The sequence below is a fragment of the Bradyrhizobium sp. genome, from assembly GCF_049519115.1.
Lineage (GTDB): Bacteria > Pseudomonadota > Alphaproteobacteria > Rhizobiales > Xanthobacteraceae > Bradyrhizobium.
Genome location: NZ_JBEKRB010000017.1, coordinates 24,611 through 51,045, shown reverse-complemented (window position 1 = coordinate 51,045; position 26,435 = coordinate 24,611). Strand labels below are relative to the sequence as shown.

At 60.7% G+C, this 26,435-nt stretch carries 26 protein-coding genes; 13 read left to right on the top strand and 13 right to left on the bottom strand.

Annotated elements, in window-relative coordinates; genetic code table 11:
• Position 1: 1 nt before the first annotated feature.
• Positions 2–1,249: a phosphonoacetate hydrolase gene (gene phnA, locus ABSE61_RS15370; protein ID WP_423871980.1), complete on the bottom strand. Its 1,248-nt coding sequence runs from the start codon at positions 1,247–1,249 to the stop codon at positions 2–4.
• 61 nt (positions 1,250–1,310) lie between these two features.
• On the bottom strand, positions 1,311–2,441 hold the full coding sequence (gene psrA / locus ABSE61_RS15365; protein WP_423871979.1) for an iron-containing alcohol dehydrogenase PsrA: 1,131 nt from the start codon (positions 2,439–2,441) through the stop codon (positions 1,311–1,313).
• A gap of 78 nt (positions 2,442–2,519) precedes the next feature.
• Between psrA and ABSE61_RS15360 the strand changes: the two genes are divergently transcribed.
• Positions 2,520–3,437: a LysR substrate-binding domain-containing protein gene (locus tag ABSE61_RS15360; protein ID WP_423871978.1), complete on the top strand. Its 918-nt coding sequence runs from the start codon at positions 2,520–2,522 to the stop codon at positions 3,435–3,437.
• 54 nt (positions 3,438–3,491) lie between these two features.
• Here ABSE61_RS15360 and ABSE61_RS15355 read toward each other — a convergent pair whose 3' ends face one another.
• The 5 genes from ABSE61_RS15355 to ABSE61_RS15335 form a co-directional block, all read right to left on the bottom strand.
• Positions 3,492–4,169 (bottom strand): protease inhibitor Inh/omp19 family protein, encoded by a 678-nt coding sequence (locus ABSE61_RS15355; protein ID WP_423872045.1) that lies wholly within the window; start codon positions 4,167–4,169, stop codon positions 3,492–3,494.
• A 192-nt stretch (positions 4,170–4,361) separates the two neighbouring features.
• Positions 4,362–5,351: a 2-hydroxyacid dehydrogenase gene (locus tag ABSE61_RS15350; RefSeq protein ID WP_423871977.1), complete on the bottom strand. Its 990-nt coding sequence runs from the start codon at positions 5,349–5,351 to the stop codon at positions 4,362–4,364.
• Complete coding sequence (locus ABSE61_RS15345; protein ID WP_423871976.1) at positions 5,352–6,188, bottom strand: ABC transporter permease; 837 nt, start codon at positions 6,186–6,188, stop codon at positions 5,352–5,354. It lies immediately after the preceding gene.
• Positions 6,185–7,003 (bottom strand): ABC transporter ATP-binding protein, encoded by an 819-nt coding sequence (locus tag ABSE61_RS15340; RefSeq protein ID WP_423871975.1) that lies wholly within the window; start codon positions 7,001–7,003, stop codon positions 6,185–6,187. The genes ABSE61_RS15345 and ABSE61_RS15340 overlap by 4 nt, the downstream gene beginning before the upstream one ends.
• A gap of 12 nt (positions 7,004–7,015) precedes the next feature.
• Positions 7,016–8,023, bottom strand: a complete 1,008-nt coding sequence (locus ABSE61_RS15335) for an ABC transporter substrate-binding protein (RefSeq protein ID WP_423871974.1) — start codon at positions 8,021–8,023, stop codon at positions 7,016–7,018.
• Between the two features lie 72 nt (positions 8,024–8,095).
• Between ABSE61_RS15335 and ABSE61_RS15330 the strand changes: the two genes are divergently transcribed.
• The 3 genes from ABSE61_RS15330 (at position 8,096) to dmeF (ending at position 10,253) form a co-directional block, all read left to right on the top strand.
• A complete protein-coding gene (locus ABSE61_RS15330; protein ID WP_423871973.1) occupies positions 8,096–8,911 on the top strand; it encodes a creatininase family protein in 816 nt (271 codons plus the stop codon).
• An 84-nt stretch (positions 8,912–8,995) separates the two neighbouring features.
• Positions 8,996–9,274, top strand: coding sequence for a metal/formaldehyde-sensitive transcriptional repressor (locus tag ABSE61_RS15325; RefSeq protein ID WP_423871972.1), 279 nt, complete (start codon positions 8,996–8,998; stop codon positions 9,272–9,274).
• Positions 9,275–9,281: 7 nt separating this feature from the next.
• Entirely contained in the window at positions 9,282–10,253 is a 972-nt protein-coding gene (dmeF, locus tag ABSE61_RS15320; protein WP_423871971.1) for a CDF family Co(II)/Ni(II) efflux transporter DmeF, read from the top strand.
• Positions 10,254–10,600: 347 nt separating this feature from the next.
• On the opposite strand, the gene ABSE61_RS15315 is transcribed toward dmeF, so the two are convergent.
• Complete coding sequence (locus ABSE61_RS15315; protein ID WP_423871970.1) at positions 10,601–10,738, bottom strand: hypothetical protein; 138 nt, start codon at positions 10,736–10,738, stop codon at positions 10,601–10,603.
• On the opposite strand from ABSE61_RS15315, the gene ABSE61_RS15310 reads away from it, so the two are divergent.
• The 3 genes from ABSE61_RS15310 to ABSE61_RS15300 all read left to right on the top strand — a co-directional run bounded on the left by ABSE61_RS15310 (position 10,737) and on the right by ABSE61_RS15300 (position 14,653).
• Positions 10,737–11,438, top strand: a complete 702-nt coding sequence (locus ABSE61_RS15310) for an MgtC/SapB family protein (protein WP_423871969.1) — start codon at positions 10,737–10,739, stop codon at positions 11,436–11,438. The two genes, ABSE61_RS15315 and ABSE61_RS15310, sit on opposite strands and share 2 nt — an antisense overlap.
• A gap of 154 nt (positions 11,439–11,592) precedes the next feature.
• A complete protein-coding gene (locus ABSE61_RS15305; RefSeq protein ID WP_423871968.1) occupies positions 11,593–13,326 on the top strand; it encodes an ABC transporter permease in 1,734 nt (577 codons plus the stop codon).
• A gap of 16 nt (positions 13,327–13,342) precedes the next feature.
• Entirely contained in the window at positions 13,343–14,653 is a 1,311-nt protein-coding gene (locus ABSE61_RS15300; protein WP_423871967.1) for an ABC transporter ATP-binding protein, read from the top strand.
• Between the two features lie 146 nt (positions 14,654–14,799).
• On the opposite strand, the gene ABSE61_RS15295 is transcribed toward ABSE61_RS15300, so the two are convergent.
• A complete protein-coding gene (locus ABSE61_RS15295; protein WP_423871966.1) occupies positions 14,800–16,425 on the bottom strand; it encodes an FMN-binding glutamate synthase family protein in 1,626 nt (541 codons plus the stop codon).
• 214 nt (positions 16,426–16,639) lie between these two features.
• Positions 16,640–17,512 (bottom strand): patatin-like phospholipase family protein, encoded by an 873-nt coding sequence (locus tag ABSE61_RS15290; RefSeq protein ID WP_423871965.1) that lies wholly within the window; start codon positions 17,510–17,512, stop codon positions 16,640–16,642.
• 206 nt (positions 17,513–17,718) lie between these two features.
• Between ABSE61_RS15290 and ABSE61_RS15285 the strand changes: the two genes are divergently transcribed.
• On the top strand, positions 17,719–18,051 hold the full coding sequence (locus tag ABSE61_RS15285; protein WP_423871964.1) for a DHCW motif cupin fold protein: 333 nt from the start codon (positions 17,719–17,721) through the stop codon (positions 18,049–18,051).
• Positions 18,052–18,069: 18 nt separating this feature from the next.
• Here the strand turns inward: ABSE61_RS15285 and ABSE61_RS15280 are convergent, their stop codons facing one another.
• A complete protein-coding gene (locus ABSE61_RS15280; RefSeq protein ID WP_423871963.1) occupies positions 18,070–18,843 on the bottom strand; it encodes a ferredoxin--NADP reductase in 774 nt (257 codons plus the stop codon).
• Positions 18,844–19,177: 334 nt separating this feature from the next.
• Between ABSE61_RS15280 and ABSE61_RS15275 the strand changes: the two genes are divergently transcribed.
• From ABSE61_RS15275 to ABSE61_RS15265, 3 genes are all read left to right on the top strand, one after another.
• Positions 19,178–20,182 carry an ATP-grasp domain-containing protein gene (locus ABSE61_RS15275; protein ID WP_423871962.1) on the top strand — a complete coding sequence of 335 codons (1,005 nt, stop codon included), beginning with the start codon at positions 19,178–19,180 and terminating at the stop codon, positions 20,180–20,182.
• Complete coding sequence (locus ABSE61_RS15270; RefSeq protein WP_423871961.1) at positions 20,175–21,491, top strand: bifunctional folylpolyglutamate synthase/dihydrofolate synthase; 1,317 nt, start codon at positions 20,175–20,177, stop codon at positions 21,489–21,491. Before ABSE61_RS15275 ends, ABSE61_RS15270 begins: the two co-directional genes overlap by 8 nt.
• A gap of 69 nt (positions 21,492–21,560) precedes the next feature.
• Entirely contained in the window at positions 21,561–21,818 is a 258-nt protein-coding gene (locus ABSE61_RS15265; RefSeq protein WP_423871960.1) for a hypothetical protein, read from the top strand.
• A 27-nt stretch (positions 21,819–21,845) separates the two neighbouring features.
• On the opposite strand, the gene ABSE61_RS15260 is transcribed toward ABSE61_RS15265, so the two are convergent.
• Together ABSE61_RS15260 and ABSE61_RS15255 are read right to left on the bottom strand one after the other, a co-directional pair.
• Complete coding sequence (locus tag ABSE61_RS15260; protein WP_423871959.1) at positions 21,846–22,772, bottom strand: amino acid ABC transporter substrate-binding protein; 927 nt, start codon at positions 22,770–22,772, stop codon at positions 21,846–21,848.
• Between the two features lie 12 nt (positions 22,773–22,784).
• The gene (locus ABSE61_RS15255) at positions 22,785–24,074 is read right to left on the bottom strand and encodes a dicarboxylate/amino acid:cation symporter (protein ID WP_423871958.1); all 1,290 of its coding nucleotides are present in this window, start codon (positions 24,072–24,074) and stop codon (positions 22,785–22,787) included.
• Between the two features lie 191 nt (positions 24,075–24,265).
• Here ABSE61_RS15255 and ABSE61_RS15250 point away from each other — a divergent pair, with 191 nt between their 5' ends.
• Positions 24,266–25,267, top strand: coding sequence for an NADP-dependent oxidoreductase (locus ABSE61_RS15250; RefSeq protein ID WP_423871957.1), 1,002 nt, complete (start codon positions 24,266–24,268; stop codon positions 25,265–25,267).
• A 157-nt stretch (positions 25,268–25,424) separates the two neighbouring features.
• Positions 25,425–26,312 (top strand): cysteine rich repeat-containing protein, encoded by an 888-nt coding sequence (locus ABSE61_RS15245; RefSeq protein ID WP_423871956.1) that lies wholly within the window; start codon positions 25,425–25,427, stop codon positions 26,310–26,312.
• The last annotated feature ends 123 nt before the right edge of the window (positions 26,313–26,435 follow it).

The window sequence follows — 26,435 nt, the reverse complement described above, 5'->3', positions numbered from 1 at the left end:
ATTATTGAATACGATTGAGAGCGACGTCGAAGACGTCGAAATTTCGCAAGAGATGGCCGGGCGGCAGCGCGATCTTGCCGTTGACGATCATCGGCACGCGCTCTTCCGTAAGCCCGCCGTGCGAGCGAAGCGGCTCCGTCAACCCGGAAAGGTCATGGCGGTCGCGGCTGGTCCCGAGCACCTTATGTCTTGATGAAATCGCCACAATGTCGCCGACCCGGTCGGCCGGCAACTCGAACCGATCGCAAGCTGCCTTGCGCGCCAGCGCGACGTCGATTCCGGCCGTGGCCTTGAGCCGGGCGATCAGCGGTTCAGCATCGATATTCGTCGGCAGGTAGATCGTCGCAAACGAGCCCAGCGAGCCGTGATGGGCAACATAGGGATCTGTGATCGGCAGAATGACGCGGGCGTTTCCTTTGCCGAGCCATTCGTCGAACAAATCCTGAAGGTACAGCACGTCGGGCTGGCCGCCGGACATGAACTTGTCGTTCATGCCGTGGTCCGCGGTAGCGACAATGTTGCAACCGAGCGAATCCAGTTGCGCCAGATAGCGGTCGATCATCGCGTAGAAATCGTTGGCGATCTTCGTACCCGGGCCGACCTTGTGCTGGATGTAGTCTGTGGTCGAGAGATACATCAGGTCCGGGCGATGGTGCCGGACCAGTTTGACGCCGGCGGCAAAGACGAACTCGGACAAATCGGCGGAGTAAACCTCGGGCAACGGCAGGCCGACGAAATTCAGGACGTCGTCAATTCCATTGGCCTTCATCGTAGCATGGTCCGCTTTTTCGGACGAGAACGCGATGGCGCGGCCATCCGAATAATCAAGCCCATGCGACAACAACGATCTCAGCTTGTCCTTCGCGGTGACCGCGGCAACCTTGAAGCCGGCGTCATACATGCCGGCAAGGATGGTTGGAGCCCGCAGGAATTGCGGGTCGTTCATCATGACTTCGCGATCGTTGGCCACATCGTAGAAATAATTTCCGGCGATGCCGTGCACCGATGGCGGCTGCCCGGTGATGATCGAGAGGTTGTTCGGGTTAGTGAAACTCGGAATAACGCTGCTCGCATGAACGTGCGCGCCATCGCGCATGAAACGCGCGAACGTCGGAGCGACGCCGGCCTCGATGGCCTTCTCGATATATCCGGGCTCCGAGCCATCGAGGCAGATGACGACTGTGGGCCGCTTGGGCGTCTGATAGGTACGACCGTTGACGACGATGGCGCTCTTGTCCGGCTTCATCACTGTTCTCCTTGCACGCTGGCGAAGACGCTTTCCGCTTCGAGCCTCGCGGCCTGCTTCGTCTTCACGCGGTTTTGGCGATGGGCATGTGTGGCGTTTGCGACGCCTCAATCAGCCGGTCTCTCGAACCAAGAAAATTCCGTCCGCGTTCACCTTCGAGCGCATCCTCGATCAACAGACGCCATTCCCTTTGGTCGACCTTGTACGAAGCGGGATCGCAGGAGACGCCGAGCTTGCCCATGAAATCTTCCAGCTCATCCGCACCTCGCGCGAAATCGACGCCGAAAATCTGCTTCAGGCTGTCTTCACAGAGGCCGCCGACTCCTTGAACGCTGCGCAACACCATCGGCAAAGAAAATGAGCACGCAATTCCGTGCGGCACACCGTGCCGCAGCGTGATTGGATAGGATATCGAATGGGAAATCGCGGTTTTGGTGTTGGAGAAAGCCAGTCCTGCAAACAGCGCGGCCATCGCCATCCGGCTCCGCAATTCGATACTGCCGAGATCTTTCACAAGCTTCGGCAATACGTCGAGTACATGACGTGCGGAAGACACGGCGTGATTGGCCGATACCGGGTTGTTGTTGATGTTCCACAGGCTTTCCAGCGCATGAGACAGCGCATCAAGACCCGTGCTGATCGTCAGCGAACGCGGTTTTCCGAGCATCAGTCGTGGATCGATGACGGCGTAGGTGGGATAAAGATTTGGTCGTGCGAGCGAATACTTCTTCTCGTTCGCTTCATCCCAGACCGTGGCCCAGCATGTTACTTCGCTGCCGGTCCCGGCGGTGGTCGGAACAGCGATGATCGGAGTCGCCGAAAGCGATTCCTCGCCTTGCTGGCTTTCCAGGTATCGAATGATTTTGTTGAAGTCGCCGCCCGCGGCCGCGAACACCTTGGCCGAGTCGATAACGGACCCGCCGCCGACCGCGACGATGACGTCAGGCTGTACCTTCAATTCGGCGAAGCGGCGAGTTTGATCGGCCAGCAATCGATAGTCGGGATTGGGCGCGACGTCCCGTATGACCAGAGCGGGCGCGCCGGCGCCCTGTTCCAGTCTGCGCGCAAGCTCGTCGAAGATCGGCTCGCCATAGGTCACCAGAGCATATTGACGCTTTCCGATCAGCTCCGGGAGCTTGGCGAAACTATCGACGCCAAATTCGACCTGGACCGGATTTCTGAATTTCCACGCCATCGCGCTCCTCCATTTCGCGCGACGGTAGAGAACTTTAATCTATTGACAAATTCATATTTGCAATACGATCTATTGATTATGTCAATAGTATTCAGCCAGCTTCGGGCTTTCCATGCGGTTGCCGAGCATGGCGGCTTTACCGCAGCTTCGCGCGTCCTGAACATTGGCCAGCCGACGCTGACGATTCAGGTGAGGGATCTTGAGGCGGCCTATGGCGTGGAACTACTGATCCGCAAATCAAGGCGGATCGAATTGACGCCGACCGGCGCGGCCTTGTTCGGGATTACACGCGGCGTCATGAAATTCTGCGACGAGGCCCACGAGCTGTTGGCGGCTCACGGCCTGTCGCCGAAGGGCCATCTCCGCCTTGCGACAGTGGGGCCTTTTCACGCCACCGAGATACTTGCGGCCTTTAAACGCGAGCATCCGGAGGTGCAGATTTCCACCTTGCTTGGAAATTCGGAACGCACCCTTCGCCATATCATCGACTTCGAAGCCGAGGTCGCCATCCTTGCGGACGTCCGGGACGATGCGCGCGCCGTCATGATTCCCTACCGAACGCACCGCGTCGTCGTGTTCGTCAACGGCGATCATCCGTGGTTCAATCGAAAATCGGTGACACTGCGTGAGCTTGCGGATCAGCCCTTTGTGTTGCGCGAGCGCGGTTCGACGACGCGGCGCGCGTTTGAAGCGGCGATGGAAGAGCAGGGGTTAAAGATCAATCCGGTCTTCGAGATCGAAAGCCGTGAAGGCGTTTGGAAGGCCGTCGAGCGGGGTCTCGGCATCAGCGTCGTTGCTGATTTTGAATTTGTTCCGCATTCGAATTTGCGCACGCTGGAAATCCGCGATCGCGTGATCGAGACACAATACAGCATCGTTTATCACCGGGACCGCGCGCATTCCCCGATCATCAAAGCGTTTATCGATACCGTCAGCCGGATGAAGGAAAGGCCTGCTCTCGTTTCAACGAAGCGACGAGAGGCTCGGCGCAGTTGACGTGCTTCGCTCGGACGAGACTTCGGCGCCGTTATCAAAGCAGGCGCGTGAAAATCACTGCCGCATCATGATCAGCGGGTCGGTGCTGTCAGGCACCAGCCGCCACTGCGCGTTGTCGTCGGCCTCGAACTGCCAGGTTTCGCCCTTGTTTGACATCAGGAGCATCTGGCCGTGCTCCAGCCGCCACCGCGTCGGCGCAAACGCCGTGATGGCTGCGTCGCATTTCGGCTTCAGGAACACCTGAAAATTGTCCTGGCCGGCATCGGTGTTGGTCAACGTCAGACCGCAAATGGCCTGGCCGTTGCCGCGCACCATGGCCCAGTCGCCGATCATCTGGTCCATCGATTTGGCGAGTGAGCGCGCGGCTGCAAGGTTTTGCAGGATGTAGACGCCCTCGTTCTGCCGCACGCCTTCGAAGATGCCGCTCTCGACTTCGGTGAAGTCGATCACCGGCTGGCCGCTCGCATCCTGCAAGCGAACGATATCGAGCCCTTTGACGTTCCAGGCGGCAATATCCTTGGCGAACGGCAATGCCTTGGCGCAACCCGGCTCGAGTTCGAGCCTGAAGCCTTGCGACGCCACGTCGGCTTTCAACGTGACCACGCAGGTCTTGCTGCGCTCGGTGGTCGAAAGCTCCCACTGGCCGACCATGTCCTTTTTCAAGGTGCTCGCATCCTGCGCGGCCGCCAGATGCGTCAACGCGAACGACGCCAGAAGCGCCGCTACCGCCATGCACGGCCAGACTAGTGGAGTGGTTTTGACATTCGCTACCCTGTAGCCCGGAATGTGTAATGCGAATGTCAAATCCTAAACTCCACTAGAAGCTTATATTTGCTGGTGGTCCTTCAATTCTAACATTCGCAAAAGTGTCCGCTGCGAAGGGATGCGAATGTTAGGATCGGACCACGGGTGCCCCGGCCGTCATCAGCCGGCCTTCACCGGAGTTTCCGCGATCGGGGTCAGCGGCCCCTTGCCGCCGAACCACGCTTTCAGATTATCGACCACGAGCTGATCCATCGCATTGCGGGTGACGACCGATGCCGAGCCGATATGCGGCAGCAGCACGACATTCTGCATCGCCTTGAGTTCGTCCGGCACGGCGGGTTCGTTGGCGAACACGTCAAGACCTGCGGCCAGAATGGTGCCGGACTTCAACGCCGCGATCATCGCCTCTTCGTCAACGACCGAACCGCGCGCGACATTAATGATGACGCCCCGGGGCCCAAGCGCCTTGAGCACGTCGGCATTGATCATTTTTGCCGTCGATGGACCACCGGGCACGATCACGACAAGCGTGTCGACGGCTTTCGCCATCTCGGTCAGGTCGGGAAAATGCTTGTAGTTGAGGCCCGAGACCGGGTTGCGCGTATGATAGACCACCGGAACCAGCGAAGCGTCGAGACGGCGTGCGATCGCCTGACCGATCCGGCCCATGCCGACGATTCCGACCTTGCGGTCCCGTAGTGATCCGACGCTCAAGGGGTATTGCTGCGTGGTCCAGAGACCCGAGCGCAGATAGCGGTCGGCCTTGACGAATTCGCGTAACGTCGCGATCAGAAGCCCCATCGCGATATCGGCGACCTCCTCGGTGAGGACGTCAGGCGTGTTGGTCACGACGATGTTATGCTCACGCGCATAATTGGCGTCGACGTGGTCGTAGCCGACGCCGAAGGACGCCACGACTTCGAGCTTCGGAAACATCGCCATCACGCCGCTGTCGCAGCGGGCGGTGCTGTAGGTCACCGCGGCGCCACGGATTTTCGCGGCAACCGCCGGGCTCACGCGATCGAGGTCGGCGCGCGTCTCGGCGGGATGGAGCACGAACTGATCGGAAAAGCCCTTGTCGATGATCGGTTTGTTCGGCCCGTAGACCAGAAGATCGATCTTCTCCGATGAAATATTCCCGCCGACCATCTAATTTTCCTTTCCAAGCGCACTTTCGTGCCAGCGCCGCAGGACCAGATGCGAGGTCAGCGCCAGCAGCCCATAAATGACAATTCCGGCGGCCGAGAGCAACAGTAACGCTGCGAACATTCGCGGAATGTTGAGGCGGTATCCGGATTCCGCAATCCGATAGGCAAGCCCCGATCCCGCGCCGGCCGAACCGGCCGCGATCTCGGCCACAACGGCGCCGATCAAGGACAGGCCGCCGGCGATGCGAAGCCCGCCGAGGATGAACGGCAATGCGGCAGGCAACTTGAGAAAGCACAGGGTTTGCAGCCTCGATGCACCGTAAAGCTGGAACAGGCCGGCAAGGTTGCGATCCACCGAATTCAGGCCGAGCGTTGTGTTGGACAATACGGGAAAGAAGGCGACGATCCAGGCGCAGACCACCACTGCCGCAGGTTGCGACAGGTAAATCAACAATAGTGGCGCAATCGCGATGACCGGCGTGACCTGCAGCACCACCGCATAGGGGAATAGCGAATATTCCAGCCACTGCGACAGGTTGAACAACAGCGCCAGCGCGACACCGCCGATGGCGGCCGCCGCAAAACCTTCGAACGTTGTCAAAAGCGTGGTCAGAAGCGATTGGGAAAGCACGCCCCAATCGCGGATCAGTGTGGCCAGCACCGCCGAGGGCGCCGGCAGAACATAGGGCTTGATATCGTTGAGGCGAACCACGAGTTCCCACAGCCCAACGCCCGCCACCAGCACGGCGACGGGAAGCGCGAACCGAACGAGACCGACAGCGCGATTGCCGGAGCGCGCTGAGGCGGCGAGCGATGGCGAAACATCGGGCGCACTCATGCGGGCGACCCCGAATAGGCGGGTGCCAGCGCGTTCGACACCTTCCGGCAGTAGCCGGCATAATCGGCCGAGGTACGGAAATCCTCTCCGCGAGGCTCGCTGGTTTCAACGCCGATTTCGGCAGCGATCCGTCCCGGCCGCGCCGTCATCACCAGCACGCGCTGCGACAGATAAACTGACTCGAAGACGGAGTGCGTGACGAAAATGACGGTCTTGCGTAGGGAGCGCCATAGCGCCAGCAAATCGTTGTTGAGACGAAAACGGGTGATTTCATCCAGCGCCGCGAACGGCTCGTCCATCAGAAGAATATCCGGATCGGTGACCAAAGCGCGCGCCAGCGAGACCCGCATCTTCATGCCGCCGGACAATTCGCGCGGGTAAGCGTTAGCGAACTCGGAAAGTCCGACTTGCACGAGTGCCTCATCCACGCGCGCCTTCGCAGTCGAAGACGGGACATGTGCGAGCTTCAGCGGCAAGCGGACGTTCTCGCGGACCGTCGTCCACGGCATCAAGGTCGGCTCCTGAAACACAAAGCCAACCGGATGTCCGCCGCCCGCCGTCACCGTCGGCCGCGCCACGCGGACCGTTCCCGAGGAAGGCAGGCTCAGGCCTGCGATCAGGCGGAGCGCGGTGGATTTGCCGCAGCCGGACGGCCCGAGCAGGGATACGAACTCGCCGCGGCGGACCTCAAGATCGATCGGGCCCAGCGCGACTACGCCATTGTCATAGACCTTAGTGGCGTTGCGCAGGCTGACCGCGACTGTCCTACCCGCCGGATCGGAGTCCGTGTCAGCCGATGCCGTGGAATCAGCCATATCGCGTAGGACCTAGTTCTTCGGCCGTAGATCGACGCCAACACCCTTGTTGATGAAACGAAGCGTGTAAGACTTGCGATAGTCGACATCGGGGCGAACGACATGGGCGCGCGCCATCTTGTCGAAAAAACTTGCCATCCGCGCATCGTTCATGGCGCCGATGCCGTCGCGCAACGAATCGCCGGAATCAACGATGCCGTATTCCTTCATCCGCGCGATGGAATAGGCGATCAACTCGTCCGTCATCTCCGGATTGAGTTTCTTGATCAGCGCGTTCGCAGCCGCGTTGTTGCCATAGAGGTAGTTGTACCAGCCGACGATCGACGCGTTGACAAAGCGCTGCACCAGATCCGGCTTCTTGTCGATCAGGTCGCGACGCGTCTCGATCAGGGTCGAATAGGTGTTGAAGCCGTAATCGGCGAGCAGGATGATTCCGGGCTTGAAACCGGCCGCCTTCTCCACCGCATAGGGTTCGGACGTGACATAGCCCTGCATCGCGCTGTGTTTATCGGCCAGGAACGGCTGCGGATTGAAGGTGTAGGGCCTCACTTTGTCTTCGCTGAAACCATATTCGGACTTCAACCACTGAAAATAGCTCGAGATACCTTCCTTCGAGACATACAGCGTCAGCGGCTTGAGTTCTTCGAGCTTGGTGATCTTGAATTCCGGATGCGTCAGCAGCACCTGCGGATCTTTCTGGAACATCGCCGCAATCGTAACCACCGGCACATCGTTGGCAACTGCATCGAACGACATCAGCGTGTTGGCCGCCATGAAGAAGTCGAGCTTGCCGGCAATCAGCAGCATGCGGTTGTTCTCGTTCGGCCCTCCAGGCACGATCGTCACGTCGAGGCCGTATTTTTCATAGGTGCCATCGGCCACGGCCTGGAAGAATCCGCCGTGCTCGGCCTCGGCGACCCAATTGGTGCCAAAAGAGACCTTGTCGAGCGTGGTCTGGGCCCGCCCGGGCGACACGGTCGCCGCCATGACCAACAGCAGAGCCGTCAACACCAGCTTCATGATTGGACTCCGTCGGTCATTTGGCCTCATGATGGGGAGAAACGGACGCCCCATACAAACTATCTTTGTGCGATGACTTCAACCCTCCCGCCCCGCGATTGGACCGAGATTCGCTGGCCTGAAATGGCCGGTATCGATCGCGCACGCTGGATTGCGGTGTTGCCGCTGGCAGCGACCGAGCAACACGGCCCGCATCTGCCGCTTGAGACCGATATCCTGATCGCTCAGACGTATCTGTCGCGGGTGCGTGAATTGCTGCCCGGCGCTTTGCCGGTCACTTTTTTGCCGATCGAACCGGTTGGCATTTCGACCGAGCACACGGACTTTCCGGGCACGCTGACGCTTTCACCGGAAACCGCCTTCAGGAAATGGATGGCGCTCGGCGAGAGCGTGGCGCGGGCCGGGCTTAAAAAGCTTGTGATGGTCACGAGCCACGGCGGCAACAGCGCTGCCATGAGCCTGGTTGCACAGGAACTGCGCGCGCGCCACCAGATGCTGGCCGTCACCACCGCATGGGGACGTCTCTCGGCCGCCGCGACATTGTTTCCGGCCGAGGAGATCGAGCACGGCATTCACGGCGGCGCCATCGAGACGTCGATCATGCTGGCGGGCCATAGCGAACAAGTGAAGCGCGAAGCCATCGCCGACTTTCGTCCTTCGACCATTGCGATAAAAAAGGATTTTCGCTGGCTCTCCGCACAGCGGCCGGCGCCGTTCGCATGGCAAACCCAGGACCTTCATCCGAGCGGCGCGGTCGGCGATGCGACGCAGGCAACGCCAGAGAAAGGCGAATGCCTGATCGACCAGGGCGCCAAGGCTTTCTGCGAGTTGCTCGCCGATGTCGATCAATTCGACCTCGGGCTGCTATCCAACCGTCCGAAACCCTGACTTCGTTTGGCACACGGCCGCGCCTCCCATGCTTACAGGCACCGTTGACATAGTATAGGGGGGTATCCTATACCTGGTCCAGCAATGTCTCACACCATCAAAGAGAAGAAAAAACTGATTGCGCGCGTCGGCCGCATTCGCGGCCAGGTCGAGGCAATCGAGCGGGCGCTGGCTGAAGAGGCCGAGTGCGAGCGCATCATGCACATGATTGCGGGCGTCCGCGGAAGTGTTGCCGGGCTGATGGCGGAGGTGGTCGAGGACCATATCCGGACGCATCTGGTCGACCCGGAAAAGAATCCCGGGGCGCTGAATGCCGATGCGGCCGACCAACTCATCGATGTGGTTCATACCTATCTGAAGTGAGGCGAACATGACGGACCAGGGACCCGCCTTTCAGATATCGCCGCATAGCCACGTGTTCCTGGGCCCCGATCACGAGCGGGCCGAGCGCCGGACGTGGGCGGTCATTATCCTCTGCACGATCATGATGGTCGCAGAAATCGTCGGCGGCGCCCTGTTCGGCTCGCTGGCCCTGATCGCGGATGGCCTGCATATGTCGACCCATGCGGGTGCGCTATTGCTTGCCGCGCTCGCCTACACCTTTGCCCGCAAATATGCTGAAGATCCCAGCTTCACATTTGGAACCGGCAAGTTCGGCGATCTCGCCGGTTATTCCAGCGCCATCGTGCTGGCGATGATCGCGCTTCTGATAGGCTATGAAGCTGTATCTCGTTTTCTCGATCCGGTTCCGATCGCCTTCAATGAGGCGATCCCGATCGCCGCGCTCGGACTTTTGGTGAATAGCGCCAGCGCCTGGCTTCTGGCCGGCGGCCATCATCACGAACACGGCCATTCCCATGGCCACACTCACGATCATGACCACGACGACGACCATGATCACGACCATGCCGATGACATGCATCATCGCGACAACAACATGCGCGCCGCCGTCGTTCACGTGATGGCCGATGCCGCCGTGTCCGTGCTGGTCATCGTCGGCCTGCTTCTGGCACGCACATTCGGTTGGCTCTGGATGGACCCGCTGGCCGGTTTGATCGGCGCGCTGGTGATCGCGAGCTGGTCGGTTGCGCTGATACGCGATACCGGCGCGATCCTGCTCGACCGTACGCCCGACCCCGGTATGGCCGAGAAGGTCAGAGTTGCGATCGAAAGCGATGGCGATCGGGTCACCGACTTGCACCTCTGGCGGCTCGGACCGGGCCATCTCGGCGCCATCGTCTCAGTCGCGACCTCGGCGCCGCGTGAAGTGGCAGACTATCGGCAGAAGCTGGCGCATTTTCACGATCTGTCGCACGTCACGGTCGAGGTTCAGCGCCTGTAGTGGAATGGATTTGCGAGTGGTCCTTTGGTTCTAACATCTGCAAAAGTGCCTGCCACACAGGGATACAAATGTTAGAATCGGACCACTCGCAAATCTGCGGTTGACAGCTGATGGAACCGGGCGTAGGTGCGCCCCGTCACTGTAACATTAGTGTCAAACAAATCCTTCAATCCTGACAAACGAGCCATATCAGCCATCATGGGCAGTACCACCTTCGGCAACGTCACCCCGGCGATCACCGGGCCTGCGGGGCCAGCAACATTCAGACGCGATCGCGCCGGTTTTCGTCGCGTGAGGATTGGCGGTCCCGCTTAAGGAGACCGTCCGCTCACCGGCCTGCCGCGCTGTCAGCGGAAGTGGAGGCGAGCGATGAAGAGAACAGCAGCAACGGCCCCTTTCCTCACCCGTGTCGCCTTGGCGACCTCGGCGTCGCGCTGTGATTTCGCCGTACCGGCGATCCGCAAGGCTGGATAGAGGGCGGCCATGATCACGTCGATCGAACAGACCGCGCTCAACCTCGGTTTCGCGACGCTGCTTGGCGCCTGTATCGGCTTCGAACGCCAGTGGCGCCAGCGGATGGCGGGCTTGCGAACCAATACGCTGGTCGCCATCGGCGCGGCGAGCTTTGTCGTGTTCGAAAGCCTGTTTCCCGAGGACGGAAGCCCAACCCGGGTGGCAGCCCAAGTCGTCTCGGGGATCGGCTTCCTCGGTGCCGGCATCATCTTCCGCGAGGGACTTCAGGTGACCGGCCTCAATACCGCAGCGACGCTGTGGTGTTCGGCGGCGGTGGGACTGCTCGCCGGCAGCGGGCACCCTCTCCACGCCGCGACCGCGACCGTGTTTATCGTGCTCGTCAATCTGACGCTGCGGCCGCTGGTCCGCCTGATCAATCAGCAGCCGATCGCGCAGGCCGAAACCGACTTCCGTTACAGCGTTCGCGTCGTCTGTCGAAGCCCCGAGGAAGCCCATGTCCGGGCGCTTTTGTTGCAGACCACCGGCAATGGTCATCTCAGCCTGCGGCAGCTCGACAGCACCGATCTTGCGGAAAGCGGACGTGTCGAGGTCAACGCCTTGCTCACTTCGCCGATCAAGAACGACGCGGTGCTCGAACAGGTCGTCGGCCGCCTCAGCCTGGAGCCGACCGTTTCGGCGGCAAGCTGGAGCGTCGGGCCCCTGCTGGAATAACTTGTCAAATCGCGGAGACTTGCAATTGCGAAAATCCGGTGCTCTGTCAGGTCTGCGCGCGACTATAAACCCATCATAAACCCCGCCTATCACTGAACGTCGGGTCACCCTCCTCAAGGCCGTCAGGCCAGCCAATCGAACCAAGGCAGCACGCATGACGCTGGACGATATTCTGACGCCGAGACTGGGGCAGGCGTTGCGGCCGAACGTCTTTGACCTGGTCGCGCTGGTTCTTGTAACCGGCGCGATGGTGCTGATCGTCTATGGCGGCGAGCAGACCACGCTGCCGCTGTCGGCGCTCGATGCCGCTCCGGTTTCGCTCGATCCGGCCAATTTGCCGCTCTACGCGTTGCGAACCACGATGCGCATGCTGCTCGCGCTCGTCTGCTCGATTATTTTCACGCTGATTTACGCCACACTCGCCGCCAAGAGCCGGCGCGCGGAGATGGTGCTGATCCCGCTGCTCGACATCCTGCAATCCGTGCCGATCCTCGGCTTCCTCACCTTTACGGTGGCCTTCTTCCTCAACCTGTTTCCCGGTCAGGTGTTTGGCGCTGAGCTCGCTTGTGTGTTCGCTATCTTCACCAGCCAGGCCTGGAATATGACTTTCAGCCTGTATCAGTCGATCCGCAATGTGCCGAAGGACCTCGACGAAGCCACGAAAAGTTTTCATCTGTCGGGTTGGCAGCGCTTCTGGCGGCTCGACGTGCCCTTCGCCATGCCCGGCCTGATCTGGAACATGATGATGTCGATGTCCGGCGGCTGGTTCTTCGTCGTGGCATCGGAGGCGATCACGGTCGGCAATACCACGGTCACTTTGCCCGGGATCGGTTCCTATGTTGCGCTCGGCATCCAGAAGCAGGATTTGCCGGCGATCGGCTACGCGATCCTGACCATGCTGTTGGTGATCATCGCCTACGACCAGTTGCTGTTCCGGCCCGTTGTGGCCTGGGCCGACAAATTCCGCTTCGAACAGACGTCATCCGGCGCAGCACCAACCTCCTGGATGCTCGACCTGTTCCGCCGCACGCGGGCGTTGCGGGCGCTGACCGCACCGTTCGCTGCGACGAACAAGGTGTTTTCGAACCTGCATGTGAGACTGCCGGAAGGCATGCGCCTTTCCTTCAAGTCCGGCCCGTCCTCGCGCGTGGCCGACGCAGTGTGGCTGGCGGTGATCGGTGTAGCCACCTGCTATGCCGGCTGGCGCGCCTATCAATTCATGTCGTCGACCCTAAATTTCTCGGACGTCTTCGCGGCCATCGTCGATGGTTTCATCACGCTCGCCCGCGTCGTTGTGCTGATCGCGCTGGCCTCGCTGATATGGGTGCCGATTGGCGTGTGGATCGGGCTTCGGCCGAAACTCGCCGAACGCGTACAGCCGCTGGCGCAATTTTTGGCCGCCTTCCCGGCAAACCTCGCCTTCCCGGTCTTCGTGGTGATTATCGTGCGCTACGGCCTGAACGCGAATATCTGGCTCAGCCCGCTGATGATCCTCGGCACCCAGTGGTACATCCTGTTCAACGTCATCGCAGGCGCCAGCGCGTTTCCGACCGATCTGCGCGAGGCCGCCGGCAGCTTCCATTTGCGCGGATGGCGATGGTGGATCAAGGCAATCCTGCCGGGCATCTTCCCTTATTACATCACCGGCGCCATCACCGCCTCGGGCGGTTCATGGAACGCCTCCATCGTGGCTGAAGTAGCGAGTTGGGGCGACACCCACCTGATGGCCAGGGGCCTCGGTGCCTATATAGCCAATGCGACGGAAGCCGGCGATTTTCCGCGCGTCGTGCTCGGCATCGTCGTGATGTGCGTGCTGGTGACGCTGTTCAACCGTCTGCTCTGGAGGCCGCTCTATGCTTTCGGAGAACGCCGCCTTCGCCTCGGGTAAATCTTAAGGAAAGCCCATGCTCGATATTTCAAAACAATCCAACCTGCTCGATATCCGCGGCGTGTGCCGCTCGTTCCCCAAGGGCAGCGGCGAAGAACTGCTGGTTCTTGAAAAGGTCGATCTCACAATCCGGTCGGGCGAGATCGTCGGCCTGCTCGGCCGCTCCGGATCTGGCAAGTCCACGTTGCTCCGTATCATTGCCGGGCTAATCGCGCCCTCCTCGGGCGACGCCAAGTGCCGCGGCGAAACCATCGTGGGACCGCCGAACGGCGTCTCCATGGTGTTCCAGTCGTTCGCTCTGTTTCCGTGGCTGACGGTGCTGCAAAACGTCGAACTCGGCCTTGAAGCCCTTGGCGTCGAAAGCGCCGAGCGTCGCAAGCGCGCGCTGGCGGCGATCGACCTGATCGGCCTTGACGGATTTGAATCCGCCTACCCGAAGGAATTATCGGGCGGCATGCGCCAGCGCGTCGGCTTTGCGCGGGCCCTCGTCGTGCATCCGGACCTGCTTTTGATGGACGAGCCGTTTTCGGCGCTCGACGTGCTGACCGCCGAGACATTACGTACCGACCTGATCGATCTCTGGATCGAAGGCCGGCTCCCGATCAAATCGGTGTTGATGGTGACGCACAATATCGAGGAAGCGGTGCTGATGTGCGATCGCATCCTGGTATTTTCGTCCAATCCCGGCCGCGTCGCCGCGGAAATCAAGGTCGACCTGCCGCATCCGCGCAACCGCCTCGATCCCACCTTCCGCCAACTGGTCGACAGCATCTATGCCCGCATGACGCAGCGGGCGGAGCCCAAATCTCCGGCGATCGAAGGCATTCAGGGCACCGGCGTCGGCATGATCCTCAACCACGTGTCATCCAACGTGCTGTCGGGCCTGATCGAGACGCTGGCCGCACCGCCGTATAACGGGCACGCCGACTTGCCGGTGCTCGCCGGGCACCTGCAACTCGAGGCGGACGAAATCTTCCACCTCGGCGAATCCCTGCAACTGTTGCGCTTCGCCCAGTTGAGCGAAGGCGATCTGATGCTGACCGATGCCGGAAAGCGTTTTGCGACGATGGAGACCGATGCGCGCAAAAAGCTGTTCGCCGAGCACATGACCAACTACGTGCCGGTGATCGGCCTGATCAAGCGCGTGCTGGACGAGCGGCCTTCGCATACTGCGCCTGAGGCGCGCTTCCGCAACGAGCTCGAAGACTATATGAGCGAGGGCGCCGCCGACGAAACGCTCAAGACGATCATATCGTGGGGACGATATGCCGAACTGTTCGCCTATGACGAACAGTCGGAAACCTTCAGTCTCGAGAATCCACACTAGTTCCACCGTCGTCCCCGCGAACGCGAAGACCCATACGCCGCGGCGGCGCGTCGGGCACGGAAGGCAGACGGCTTTTCATGCGACGAAGGCCGGTGATTATGGGTCCCTGCGTTCACAGGGACGACTGTCGAGAGAGGTGTGCTTATCTAGCCCACCGGCGCAAAGCTATCCACCTGCGCCATTGCCCAGGCCTCGCGGAAGCGCGGATCACTGGTGCCGTCGATCAATTCGCCCGGTCGAAGCGACGGATAGAGTTTGGCGAAGGTCTGCACTTCGGTCGTTGACGTCCGCTGCGAGAAGTGGATCGTCCGCAAGTCCTGCGGGTGATCGAGGCCGGCTGCGGCCAACAACTCCGCCAGCGCATGCAGCGTCGCGTGGTGGTAATTGTGGACCCGCTCGAGCTTGTGCGGCACGAACAAAGCGCGATTGCGTGAGGGATCCTGCGTGGTGACCCCGGTCGGGCAACGGTCGGTGTGGCAGCTCAGCGACTGAATGCAACCGAGCGCGAACATGAAGCCCCTTGCCGAATTGCACCAGTCGGCGCCGATCGCCATGGCGCGCGCCATGTCGAAAGCGGTCGCAATCTTGCCGGAGGCCCCGATACGGATGCGATTGCGCGCATTGATGCCGACCAGCGCGTTATGGACGAAGTTGACGCCCTCGCGCATCGGCATGCCCATGTGATCCATGAATTCGAGCGGGGCAGCACCCGTGCCGCCTTCATTGCCGTCGATCACGATGAAATCAGGATAGATGCCGGTTTGCAGCATCGCCTTGCAGATCGCCAGGAATTCCCAGGGATGGCCGATGCACAGCTTAAAGCCGGCCGGTTTGCCGCCGGACAGCCGGCGCATCTCGCCGATAAAGGCCATCATCTGCAGCGGCGTCGAGAATGCCCGGTGCGTCGCCGGCGAGATGCAATCCTCGTTCATGGCAACGCCCCGGATTCGCGAAATCTCCTCGGAAACCTTTGCCGCAGGAAGCACCCCGCCATGGCCGGGCTTGGCGCCCTGGCTGATCTTGAGCTCGACCATCTTGATCTGGTCGTCGGCGGCGACACGGGCGAACTCGTCCGGGTTGAAACTGCCGTCGCGGTTGCGGCAACCGAAATAGCCGGAGCCGATTTCCCAGATGATGTCGCCGCCGTTCTCGCGATGATAGGGGCTAAAACCGCCTTCGCCGGTATCGTGGGCGAAGCCGCCTTTCTTCGCGCCAGCATTGAGCGCGCGCACCGCATTGGGGCTCAGCGCGCCAAAACTCATCGCCGAGATGTTAAAGACCGACGCCGAATAAGGCTTGGTGCAATCCGGGCCACCGACGGTCACGCGGAAATTCTGATCGGCATGAACCTTCGGCGCCACCGAATGGTGAATCCATTCATAGCCGTCGCGATAGACGTCTTCCTGTGTTCCGAACGGCCGCTTGTCGAGCACCATCTTGGCCCGCTGGTAGATCACCGCGCGGGTATCGCGGGAGAACGGCATGCCGTCCTTCTCGCTCTCGAAAAAATACTGCCGCATTTCGGGGCGGATTTCTTCGAGCAGAAAGCGCAAATGCGCCGAGATCGGATAGTTGCGCAGCACCGCGTGGCTCTTCTGCGTCAGATCGCGAATGCCGAGCAACGTGAGCGCGCCGAAGATCACCAATGGAATCACGATCAGGTCGAACACCTTGTGATCGACGATGCCGACGCCAAGGAGCAACGCTGTCACCACGGAGCATATCGTGAGAATGATGAAACGCGGTGAGAACGGAAGCATCAGTGTTTCCATGGATCCCCTCAGGCCGGTTTGCCAGCCCATACGATATCGGCGGCAACAGTCACATATATGACAAATTGCGCCAGGCGATTTGCCTTCTCCAAACTATCTAATCATCTGCGGGATGATCAATCTATCCAAGTGGCGGGGGCCGATCGAGTTCAGGCGATTTTGCACTGCAACGTGGCCGTTTGGGAAAGGCTGGGATTGGCAAGAACCGGGGAGCTTAGTGGTCGTGCGTCCGTAATGCGCCCGGGATGTGCTGTTTCTCCAGGCCATGGTTGGCAAGCCATTCCTCCGTGCTTTGGATCGACCGCTCGATATGCTCCTGGGTGAACGAGAAATCGTAAGGCGAGCCCACCAGCGGGCATAAAGGCGGGACCACGAAGTATTCGATCTCAGGCGGAAGGTTTTCCAGCTCATTCACCATCTGCCGCGCGATCAGAAGCGTCAACGCGTGGAGCGCGTTGGCAACCGCTCCCACCGGTGGCGCGTCGGAGGCGCAGGCATAACCCGTCGGCAGGATGATGAGGCGGCGTGCCCCCTTTGCGACGGCGACCCTGATCGGAGTGTTGGCCGAGATCGCGCCGTCCGCAAGGTAGCGGCCCCGGTACGGCACAGGTGCGAATGCGCCCGGGATCGACGTAGACGCCACAATCGCCTCCACGGCAGAGCCTTCCGAAATCACAATGCTTTCGCCGGTGACGATGTCGGTGGTGACGATATGAACCGGAATTTGCGCTTCCTGCAAATTACGATAGGGCAAATGATCCTCGAGCAGCTTGCGGAGGCCGTCATGCGAAATCAGGAAATCCCGGCGCCAGATGAAACCCAACATGGTCCGCCAGGTGATCGGGAAGACATCGCGGCGCGTTAGCCCGCGCCAGATGGTTTCGAGCTCGAGAACGCCATTCAATGTAGGGGCCCCGGCATAATACCCGCCATTGATCGCGCCGACGCTGGAGCCAACCACCATATCGGCCGTAACGCCGTTGGCAACGAGCGCGTGCATCATGCCGACCTGAATCGCGCCGAAACTGCCGCCGCCTGCGAAGACGAACGCCGTCTTCGCGGTCTCGTCTTGAATTAACGCGGACAAAATCTACCCCCCAGAGTCAACGCTTCGCTTGATAAGCCCGCATGATTTTCCAAAACCATAGCAAAGGGCCAAATGACCGCATTATCAAGAGCAGGTGTTGCCGAAACACCTGGCGGAATAGCGGGCCGTGATATCCGGTCGGAAAAACGTGACAATCTCGCGCCAGCCGATATCGTCCGCGCGATGCGAGCACAGGATGTTGAGAAATGAAGATTCCAACCCTACCCTTCACCGTCACCGATTGGAGCCGGGTCAATGCCACCACCCATCCCGGCGAAAGCGGGAGTGCGTTCTGGCGCACGCTTGATATCGGCGACGTACGGGTGCGGATGGTGGAGTATACGGCCGGATATCTTGCCGATCACTGGTGTGACCGCGGCCACGTGCTTTACGTGCTGGAAGGTGAACTCATCACCGAATTACGCGACGGCCGCAGCTTCACGCTGAAAGCGGGCATGAGCTATCAGGTGTCGGATTTCGGCGATGCCGCGCACCGCTCGTCGACCAAGACCGGCGTGAAGCTTTTTATCGTCGATTGAGAACGCGCGGCGAGCCGTTCAGCGCTCCACAAAAGCCTTCTCGATCACGAAGTGACCGGGCTCGCTGTGATTGCCTTCGACAAAATCGCGGGCCACGAACATCTGGCGTAATTCTTCCAGCATCGCTGGGCTGCCGCACATCATGATGCGGTCACCTTCGATATTCAGCGGCTCCTGGCCGATATCGTTGAACAGCTGCTCCGAGGTGATCAGATCGGTGATGCGGCCGCGATTGCGGAAGGGCTCGCGGGTGACCGTCGGATAATAGACGAGCTTTTCGGCAAGCAACGGGCCAAACAATTCGTCGCTCTGCAGGTTCTTGACCACCTCTTCGCCGTAAGCGAGTTCCGATACCTGACGGCAGCCGTGCACGAGAACGATGTTCTCGAACTTGTCGTAAACGTCCGGGTCCTTGATCAGGCTTGCAAACGGCGCAAGTCCGGTGCCGGTCGACAGCAACAGCAGCCGCTTGCCCGGAAACAGGTTGTCGGCGATCAGCGTGCCCGTTGCCTTGCGGCCGACCAGGATGGTGTCGCCTTCCTGGATCTTTTGCAGGCGAGACGTGAGCGGACCATCGGCCACCTTGATCGAAAAGAACTCGAGCTGTTCTTCGTGATTGGCGCTTGCCATCGAATAGGCGCGCATCAGGGGGCGGCCATCGACCTCGAGGCCGATCATCGCGAACTGGCCGTTCTGAAACCGGAAGCCGGCATCCCGGGTGGCGCGGAAGCTGAAAAGCGTATCGGTCCAGTGGCGGACTGAAAGAACCTTTTCTTTATGAAACGCGCTCATGGGCCTGCTTTTCCGTTTTTCGCTGTTCGGAACGCCGACAGGGTCTGACCGCGCCTGGCGGCGGAACTCCCTGTGGCGATTGAGGAAATATGTTCGTTGGACTACCCCAATTTCGCCGATAGTCAACATGTTGCAGTGCAGGATAAGGCTTCGAAAATCGCAGAGCGGCGGACAAGCGGCGACGCCGGCCAAAACCTCCTATGGATGGCCTGTTCCGCGTAATTAACTTGCTGAAAACGCGTGTGATTCGCGTCATTAATTGCTGCCCGGCACGCCCAAAATTCGTTAGAGATATTCTTTGAAACAGCCGGAATGCCAGATCGCCTGATATTGCATGCGGAACTTGCGGGAATTTCGTGCGGGAAAGCCCGCCTCCTATCCGGACCAGACGGTCTATGCCGCCTATGCGTGCGCCGAATTACGACTGAACTTCGAAGATATCGATGGCGGCACAGGTCTCGCCTTTCGCGTCGCCTCACCAACCAAAGCCATTTACTTCGGCGCCGGCCGCTGCTCCTGGTATCCGCAAAACAATGCCACCGCCGCGACGCTTGCCTCCGACAAATATTTCGCCAACCGCATTCTTGAAGATGCCGGTGTCGCCACCCTTGGCGGCAACTATTTCTTTTTGAGCGCCCGCCACCGCGCGCTGCGTCCCAAAGGCCACGACCGCGAGGATGCTCTCGACTACTTTCGAGCGCTGAACGGACGCGCTTTCCTCAAGCCGCTGACGGGATCGCGCGGCGACTTTGCGCAAGCGATCGACAGCGAGACCGCGCTCGAAGCTTATCTCGATAACGTCGCGCCGCATTACGACGCGGTGTTGATGCAGCCGGTCGTAAGCGGTTTCGAATACCGGATCTTTCTGCTCGACGACGAGGTCGTCTATTCGGCGCGAAAATTTCCGCCGGCTCTCGAAGGCGACGGCACTCATCGCGTGCGCGATCTGCTCACCGCGCACAACGCCTCGCTGGAGAGCCACGGTCTTTCCGTCATCGATCCCGCGGCGATATCCGAGGCCGATCGCGACACGGTGTTGCTGGCAAGCGAACGCCTTGAAATTCCCGGCCGCACCAATCTAAGCGCAGGCGGCCACATGGCGTTCGATTCGCCCAACGCCGCGGCGCTCACGATGGCGCAAAAAGCCGTCCGCGCGCTGGGCCTGCGGGCCGCCGCTGTCGACCTGTTCGCGGATATCGGCGGAAATCCGGATGCAGCGGCGATCATCGAGGTCAATTCCAACCCTTCGATCCGCCTGCTGGAAAAATTGCAGCGGCCGGATTTGATCCTGAAAATCTGGCGGCACACGTTTTCCGCGGCCGGATTGTTAGATGTTTGATCTGCCAAAATATGGCAAAGGCATTTGCCTCGCGCGGATGGCCGCCTTGTTAGAGGCCCTCGCCATCGACCGCGGCAAGTTGCAGGAAAGATCGGTCGCGATCACCGGCTCGAACGGCAAGGGTTCGACGGCGGCGTTTTGCGCCTCGATCGCACAAAACTTTGGCTTACGCACCGGCCTCTTCACCTCGCCGCATCTGTTTCGCATCAACGAGCGGTTTCAGATCGACGGCGCGCCGATTGCGGATAGCGTGCTGAATGAGTTGGCCGGCAGGGTCACAACCGCCATCGATGCGATTTCGCGGCAATACGCCGTGCAGTTCGGCGCCTTTGAAACCATGTTCGCGCTGGCGTGCCTGTATTTCCAGGAGAGCGACTGCGAATTCATGGTGTTCGAGGCCGGCATTGGCGGCCGCTACGATCCCGTTCGCCTGCTGGGTAGCCACGTGACGACAGTTACTTCGGTCGATTACGAACACGTCGAATTGCTCGGTCACTCGCTGGAACTGATCGTCTCAGACAAAAGCGATGCCTGCGCATCCAGCGGCGTCATCATCTATGGCGTAAATTGCCGGCCGCTGCAGCCACATATTCTCGAATATAACCGCAACCGGAATGTCGAAAGCCTGTTCATTCGCGACGACGTCAGGATCGGCGGCGAGACCGTTACAGCCGCCGGCAAAACCTTCGATTTTGCTTTCGGCGCTTATGAATTTTGCATGCTGAATGTGGCCTTGCCCGGTAGCTTCCAGATCAACAACGCCGCCATTGCGATCACGCTTCTCCTCCGCTGGCTGAAGCATGCGCGTCGCTCGGAAAGCGACGCGCATCTGGAGGCCGCCATTCGTTCCGGCCTGCGGAATACACGCTGGCCCGGCCGCCTGGAAACGATCGCTCAAGATCCTTTGACTGTGATCGACGTCGGCCACACGCCCGATGGGATCCGGCAGGCGCTCGTGGGGCTCAAGGCGACGTGCGGAGAAGAAGACTGGATCTTGGTCGCGGGCGTTTCCTCCGACAAAAACGTAACCGATATCGCTGGTGCGCTCGCACCGGGTTTTGACACCATCATCTGCACATCCGCGCATCACAAAGGGGGCAATCCGGCCGTCCTCGCGGATGCCATGCGCCGCTCCAATAAGGATGCCCGGGTTGAGATTACCACCACGATCGAGCAAGCGTTCAGCTTGAGCCACACGCTCGCCGCCTCGCTCAAGCGAAAGATTTATGTGGCCGGCGGGCTTTTCATTGCGATCGAATTCGCGGCGGTCGCACGCGGGCAGGATGCGAAGCAACTGAGCTTCTTCTGAAGGCTTTCCGGCGGTAACGATTCGTTAACCATGTCGGGCCGATGGTTGCCTGCGTATCGGGAGCATCCCATGAGCAGCATCCTACCCGTTCCGTCTTCAACGCCGCCCGTTGTCAGCAAACCAGCGAACAACGTCAGCCAGGCCGAGGCCGCGTCCTCGTCGCTGTTCGGCAATCTTCTTCGCAAGACCGAAGTCGCGATCGGGGTGAGGTCACAGACCGGCTTTACCTCCGGCGCGACTTACGACACCCAGACCATCGCCGGGCAAACCAAGGCGACGCTCAACAGCGCGGTCAACGCGACCAAGAGCTTCTTACACATCAAGTAGGTCGTCAGACGGGCCTGACGAAAACCGTCAATTGCTCACGCCGTCGCTGTCGTCGAGCGCTCTGAAGGCATCCTCGAGCTGCGGCGAGATCGCGACGTTCATGCGCTCGCCAGTGGGCAGGCGGGAAGCGAACCACTTGTTGTAGAGCGGAACGAGGTCGTGGTTGGTGCCGAGCTTGCGGAAGGCGCGTTCCACCACCGCCGTCAGTTGCGGCTCGCCCTTGCGGAACATGATGCCGTAGGGATCGTAGGACAGATAATCGCCGGTGACCTTGAACTTGTCCTGCGACTTGTGCCGCGCAATCAAGCCGTAAAGCAGGATGTCGTCGGTCGCGAACGCTGCGACCTTGCCATCGACCAGCATCTGATAGGACTGCTCGTGGTCGCCTGCGGTGACGATGTTCAGGCCGAGATTGTACTTCTTGTCCACCGCATGCATGGCCTGCTCGTTGGTCGTCCCCTTGGTGACGACAATGGTCTTGCCTTGCAGGTCCTTCGGCGCGGAGATCGTGGAATCCTTCGGCACCATCAGTTTGGTGCCGGCCACGAACATCAGCGGTGAGAACGCCACTTGTTTTGCGCGTTCGGCGTTAGCCGTGGTCGAGCCGCATTCTAGATCGATCTTGCCCTGCACGACCGCGGGAATGCGGTCGTCGGACGTTACCTTCACATAGTCGATCTTGAGAGCGGGGTCGTCGACCTCGACACCGATCTCGTCCACGACGGCCTGGCACAGCTCGAGGCTATAGCCGATCGGCCGGTTGGCCTGGTCGAGGAAGGAGAACGGCGGCGAGCTCTCGCGATAGCCGACATGCACGCTATGTCGGCTCTTGATCGTCGCGAGGGTCGGGCTAAGCCCTTCGTCGGCGACTTGCGCGCCTGCGGCCGTCGCGAGCAGGCACCCTGCGAGCCATAGCCCGCAGGCCCCAATCGATCTTCTCAACCGTTGGCGCATCGTTCCCTCCCGTCAATGCGCCGGCACGGCGTCGCCAGGAACGGAGTCTGCGGGCACGGCGTCATCCGGTCCGAGTTCGTGCTCGGCCTTCAGCTCGCCCTCCCATTTCGCCACCACGGAGGTTGCGAGCGAGTTGCCGATCACGTTGGTGGCGCTGCGTCCCATGTCGAGGAACGTATCGATGCCCATGATCATCAGCAGTCCGGCCTCAGGAATGCCGAACTGGCCGAGTGTGGACGCGATCACCACGAGCGAGGCGCGGGGAACGCCGGCGACGCCCTTTGAGGTGATCATCAGCGTTGCCAGCATCGCGAACTGGGTGCCGAGCGACATGGGGATTTGGTAGGTCTGCGCGATGAAGATACTGGCAAAGGTGCAGTACATCATCGTGCCGTCGAGATTGAAGGAATAACCGAGCGGCAGCACGAAGGCGGAAATCCGCGACGAAGCACCGAAGCGATTGAGGCCCTCCAGCGTCTTCGGATAGGCGGCCTCCGATGACGCGGTCGAGAACGCGATCATCAGGGGTTCGCGGATCAGCCGCAGCAGATGGCTGTATCTCGGCCCGATGACGATGAACCCGACGACGACCAGGATGCCCCACAGAAGCATCAGCGATATGTAGAAGCCTCCCATGAACACGATGAGCTTCCACAACACGGCAAGGCCGTTCTTGGCCACGGTCGCTGTGATGGCCGCCCACACCGCGATCGGCGCGAACAGCATGACATAGCCGGTTACCTTGAGCATGATGTGGCCGAGGTCATCGATGAGCTCCAGCATGCGCTTGGAGCGTTCCGGCATCGCGCCGAGCGCGACCGAGAAGAACACCGCGAAAACCACGATCTGAAGAATCTCGTTCTGCGCCATCGCGTCCGCGATCGAGGTCGGGATCAGGTGGGTCAGAAATTTCTCGATCGAGAAGGCCGATACCGGCAATCCGGTCGATTGCGCCTTGTCCGGCAGCGTGCCGGGGAAATTGGCGCCGGGCTGTAGCAGATTGACCATCACGAGGCCAAGCAGCAGCGACACGAAGGAGGCGCTGACAAACCATCCCATGGTCTTGGCGAAAATGCGCCCCAGTTTGGCGCCAGAGCCCATATGGGCGATGCCGCCGACCAGCGTTGCGAACACGAGCGGCGCGATGATCATCTTGATCAGGCGCAGGAACAGCATGGCGATCAGGTTGACGCTTGAAGCGATATCGGCGCGGCTATCCGGCAGATAGTTGAAGATCAGAGTTCCCATCACGATGCCGAGCACCATCGCGATCAGGATGTATTGCGTAAACCTGTTGGACATATCTTACCCCCGTAAACTCTCCAGTCGCTGAGTTTGGCAGATTTCGGGGCCGACGCAACACGCTTCCATGGCCGCGAGGTTACCGTTGTGGAACGCGCGCCATCGGACTAGCCTCTTATGCAACGCACAATGTGGGAGTTGCGTATTTCTTGCGCGCTCACTGCATCAAGAACAGCCACAGGGAGAAAGCCATGACCAACGGTGTCAATCGCCAGGTGCTTCTCGTGGAGAAGCCGACCGGAAAACTCGCGCCAGAGCATTTCAAGATGCGGGACGGAACCATTCCGCAGGCGCGCGATGGCGAGGCCTTGTTGCGGGTGCGCTATATCTCGCTCGACGCCGCCAACCGCGCTTGGATGCATGGCGCCACCTATCGCGCGGCGGTCGAAGCCAACACCGTGATGGCAGGCGGCGGCATTGGCGAAGTCGTCTCGTCCAAAGCACCGGAACTGACTGAGGGCGACATCGTGTTTGGCGATACCGGCTGGCAGGATTACGCAGCCGTACCCGCGAAGCACCTCGTCAAAATGCCGAAGGTCGAGCCGATGACCTATCTGCTCAGCGTCTACGGCATCGCCGGCCTCACCGCCTATTTCGGACTGCTCGACGTCGGCAAACCCAAAGTCGGCGAGACCGTGGTGGCGTCGGCGGCCGCAGGCTCGGTCGGCTCGATCGTCGGCCAGATCGCCCGGATCAAAGGCTGCCGTGTCGTCGGCATTGCCGGCGGCAAGGACAAATGCCACTGGCTCATCTCCGAACTCGGCTTCGATGCCGCGGTCGACTACAAGGACGGCGCGGTGTTCAAGGCCCTGAAGGCGGCTGCGCCAAACGGCATCGATGTCTATTTCGACAATGTCGGCGGCGATATTCTCGAAGCGTGCCTGGCGCAAATGAACAATCGCGGCCGCATCGCCTGCTGCGGCGCGATCTCGCAATATGACGGCGCCCCGTCAGCGACCGGCCCGCGCGGCGTGCCCGGCCTGATCGTCGTCAAACGCCTCACCATGCAGGGCTTCATCGTGACCGACTATATGGAGCGGCGCAACGAGGCAATCCGCGACCTGCAGTCCTGGGTCGCCTCCGGTACACTCAAGGTCCAGGAGGACGTGATTCAGGGTCTTGAGAACACGCCGAAGGCGCTGATCGGATTGCTCGCCGGCGACAACCGCGGCAAGCGCATGATCAAGGTCTGAGGCGCCGACCGGCTGCGGCGATTCATCCGTCAGGCAATTGACTTGTGGCGGCGATAAACGACAATGATCCGCCGCCAATATTTCACGACTAACGTATTCATCATTTAACGTCGGCTAAAACGACGGCTTGCGGCGAAAACGACAGGGATGGATGCCCATGATCGGCATGTCGAGCCGCGCGGCGGCACTTTGGATGTTGACGCTAACCGCGGGCACCGCTGTTGCCACATCCGCTTATTCGCAAGCCCCGACCGATGCCCAACGAACCGCGATCCGAGCCGAATGTCGCTCGGACTATGAAGCCCATTGTGCGAGCGTTCCGCCTGGCGGAATGGCATCGTTGCAATGCCTGCAGAAAAATATGTCGGGCCTCTCGTCTGGCTGTCAAAGCGCCGTGCGCGCCGTCGGAACTCCGTCGGAAGCCACGGCTCCGTCTGGAGTCAAGGCTCCGTCTGAAGCCAAGGCCGCGCCACCGACAACCCCGGCAAAGACAGAGTCCGAGCCGGCCGTCCCACCCAAGGAAGAGTCTGCCGCGGCTCCTGCCCGGCCAGCCGCAGAGGGCGCGGCTCCGGCCACCGCCAAGGCAGCCACCGCGACAACCAGCAAGCCAAGCAAAGCGAACATTGCGGCGATCCGCACCGCGTGCCGAAGCGACTATTCACGAGTTTGCGCCGGCGTGCCGACCGGTGGCGCCCCGGCACTGCAATGCCTGGAACAGAACAAGTCGAGAGTCTCGGCAGCTTGCCAGAAGGCCGTTGCTGCCGTGAACGGCAGTGTTGCACCACCGACAGCCCGTGGCGCCGCTCCGGCTATCGAGGCGACAGCCGACCCAGCCGCGGTACCCGCGGCGCCCGTACTGGTGCTTCGTCCGATGCGACCGCGCGAAGAACTGTTCGTGCTGCGATCGGCATGCGGCATCGACGCCCGCGCGCTTTGCGGCGGTGTCGCCCCCGGCGGCGGTCGGCTTATGCAGTGCCTGGCGGCGCAGTCCGCCTCGCTTTCTCCGGATTGCCGTGGCGTGTTGTCCGAATTCGCGGCGCAATAATTTACAAGCGCGTCAGATCCTTTGTCTGACTGCGTTGCCTCGACGCGGTTTCTTCTGCGGATTTTTTGATGGCGTCGAAAACCCGCACGGGATAGGATGCCCAATCAACAGTATACTGTCAAT

Bases quoted from the DNA above. Each gene is read 5' to 3' on its own strand.
- ABSE61_RS15330 (WP_423871973.1), top strand. From the start codon at position 8,096: ATGACTTCAACCCTCCCGCCCCGCGATTGGACCGAGATTCGCTGGCCT.
- ABSE61_RS15285 (WP_423871964.1), top strand. From the start codon at position 17,719: ATGAAGATTCCAACCCTACCCTTCACCGTCACCGATTGGAGCCGGGTC.
- ABSE61_RS15315 (WP_423871970.1), bottom strand. From the start codon at position 10,738: ATGGCCGCCCTCTATCCAGCCTTGCGGATCGCCGGTACGGCGAAATCA.
- psrA (WP_423871979.1), bottom strand. From the start codon at position 2,441: ATGGCGTGGAAATTCAGAAATCCGGTCCAGGTCGAATTTGGCGTCGAT.
- dmeF (WP_423871971.1), top strand. From the start codon at position 9,282: ATGACGGACCAGGGACCCGCCTTTCAGATATCGCCGCATAGCCACGTG.
- ABSE61_RS15345 (WP_423871976.1), bottom strand. From the start codon at position 6,188: ATGAGTGCGCCCGATGTTTCGCCATCGCTCGCCGCCTCAGCGCGCTCC.
- ABSE61_RS15355 (WP_423872045.1), bottom strand. From the start codon at position 4,169: ATGGCGGTAGCGGCGCTTCTGGCGTCGTTCGCGTTGACGCATCTGGCG.
- ABSE61_RS15260 (WP_423871959.1), bottom strand. From the start codon at position 22,772: ATGCGCCAACGGTTGAGAAGATCGATTGGGGCCTGCGGGCTATGGCTC.
- ABSE61_RS15275 (WP_423871962.1), top strand. From the start codon at position 19,178: ATGCGGAACTTGCGGGAATTTCGTGCGGGAAAGCCCGCCTCCTATCCG.
- ABSE61_RS15305 (WP_423871968.1), top strand. From the start codon at position 11,593: ATGACGCTGGACGATATTCTGACGCCGAGACTGGGGCAGGCGTTGCGG.
- ABSE61_RS15360 (WP_423871978.1), top strand. From the start codon at position 2,520: ATGTCAATAGTATTCAGCCAGCTTCGGGCTTTCCATGCGGTTGCCGAG.
- ABSE61_RS15350 (WP_423871977.1), bottom strand. From the start codon at position 5,351: ATGGTCGGCGGGAATATTTCATCGGAGAAGATCGATCTTCTGGTCTAC.
- ABSE61_RS15245 (WP_423871956.1), top strand. From the start codon at position 25,425: ATGATCGGCATGTCGAGCCGCGCGGCGGCACTTTGGATGTTGACGCTA.
- ABSE61_RS15295 (WP_423871966.1), bottom strand. From the start codon at position 16,425: ATGGAAACACTGATGCTTCCGTTCTCACCGCGTTTCATCATTCTCACG.
- ABSE61_RS15280 (WP_423871963.1), bottom strand. From the start codon at position 18,843: ATGAGCGCGTTTCATAAAGAAAAGGTTCTTTCAGTCCGCCACTGGACC.
- ABSE61_RS15335 (WP_423871974.1), bottom strand. From the start codon at position 8,023: ATGAAGCTGGTGTTGACGGCTCTGCTGTTGGTCATGGCGGCGACCGTG.
- ABSE61_RS15265 (WP_423871960.1), top strand. From the start codon at position 21,561: ATGAGCAGCATCCTACCCGTTCCGTCTTCAACGCCGCCCGTTGTCAGC.
- ABSE61_RS15310 (WP_423871969.1), top strand. From the start codon at position 10,737: ATGATCACGTCGATCGAACAGACCGCGCTCAACCTCGGTTTCGCGACG.
- ABSE61_RS15325 (WP_423871972.1), top strand. From the start codon at position 8,996: ATGTCTCACACCATCAAAGAGAAGAAAAAACTGATTGCGCGCGTCGGC.
- ABSE61_RS15255 (WP_423871958.1), bottom strand. From the start codon at position 24,074: ATGTCCAACAGGTTTACGCAATACATCCTGATCGCGATGGTGCTCGGC.
- ABSE61_RS15250 (WP_423871957.1), top strand. From the start codon at position 24,266: ATGACCAACGGTGTCAATCGCCAGGTGCTTCTCGTGGAGAAGCCGACC.
- ABSE61_RS15270 (WP_423871961.1), top strand. From the start codon at position 20,175: ATGTTTGATCTGCCAAAATATGGCAAAGGCATTTGCCTCGCGCGGATG.
- ABSE61_RS15300 (WP_423871967.1), top strand. From the start codon at position 13,343: ATGCTCGATATTTCAAAACAATCCAACCTGCTCGATATCCGCGGCGTG.
- ABSE61_RS15340 (WP_423871975.1), bottom strand. From the start codon at position 7,003: ATGGCTGATTCCACGGCATCGGCTGACACGGACTCCGATCCGGCGGGT.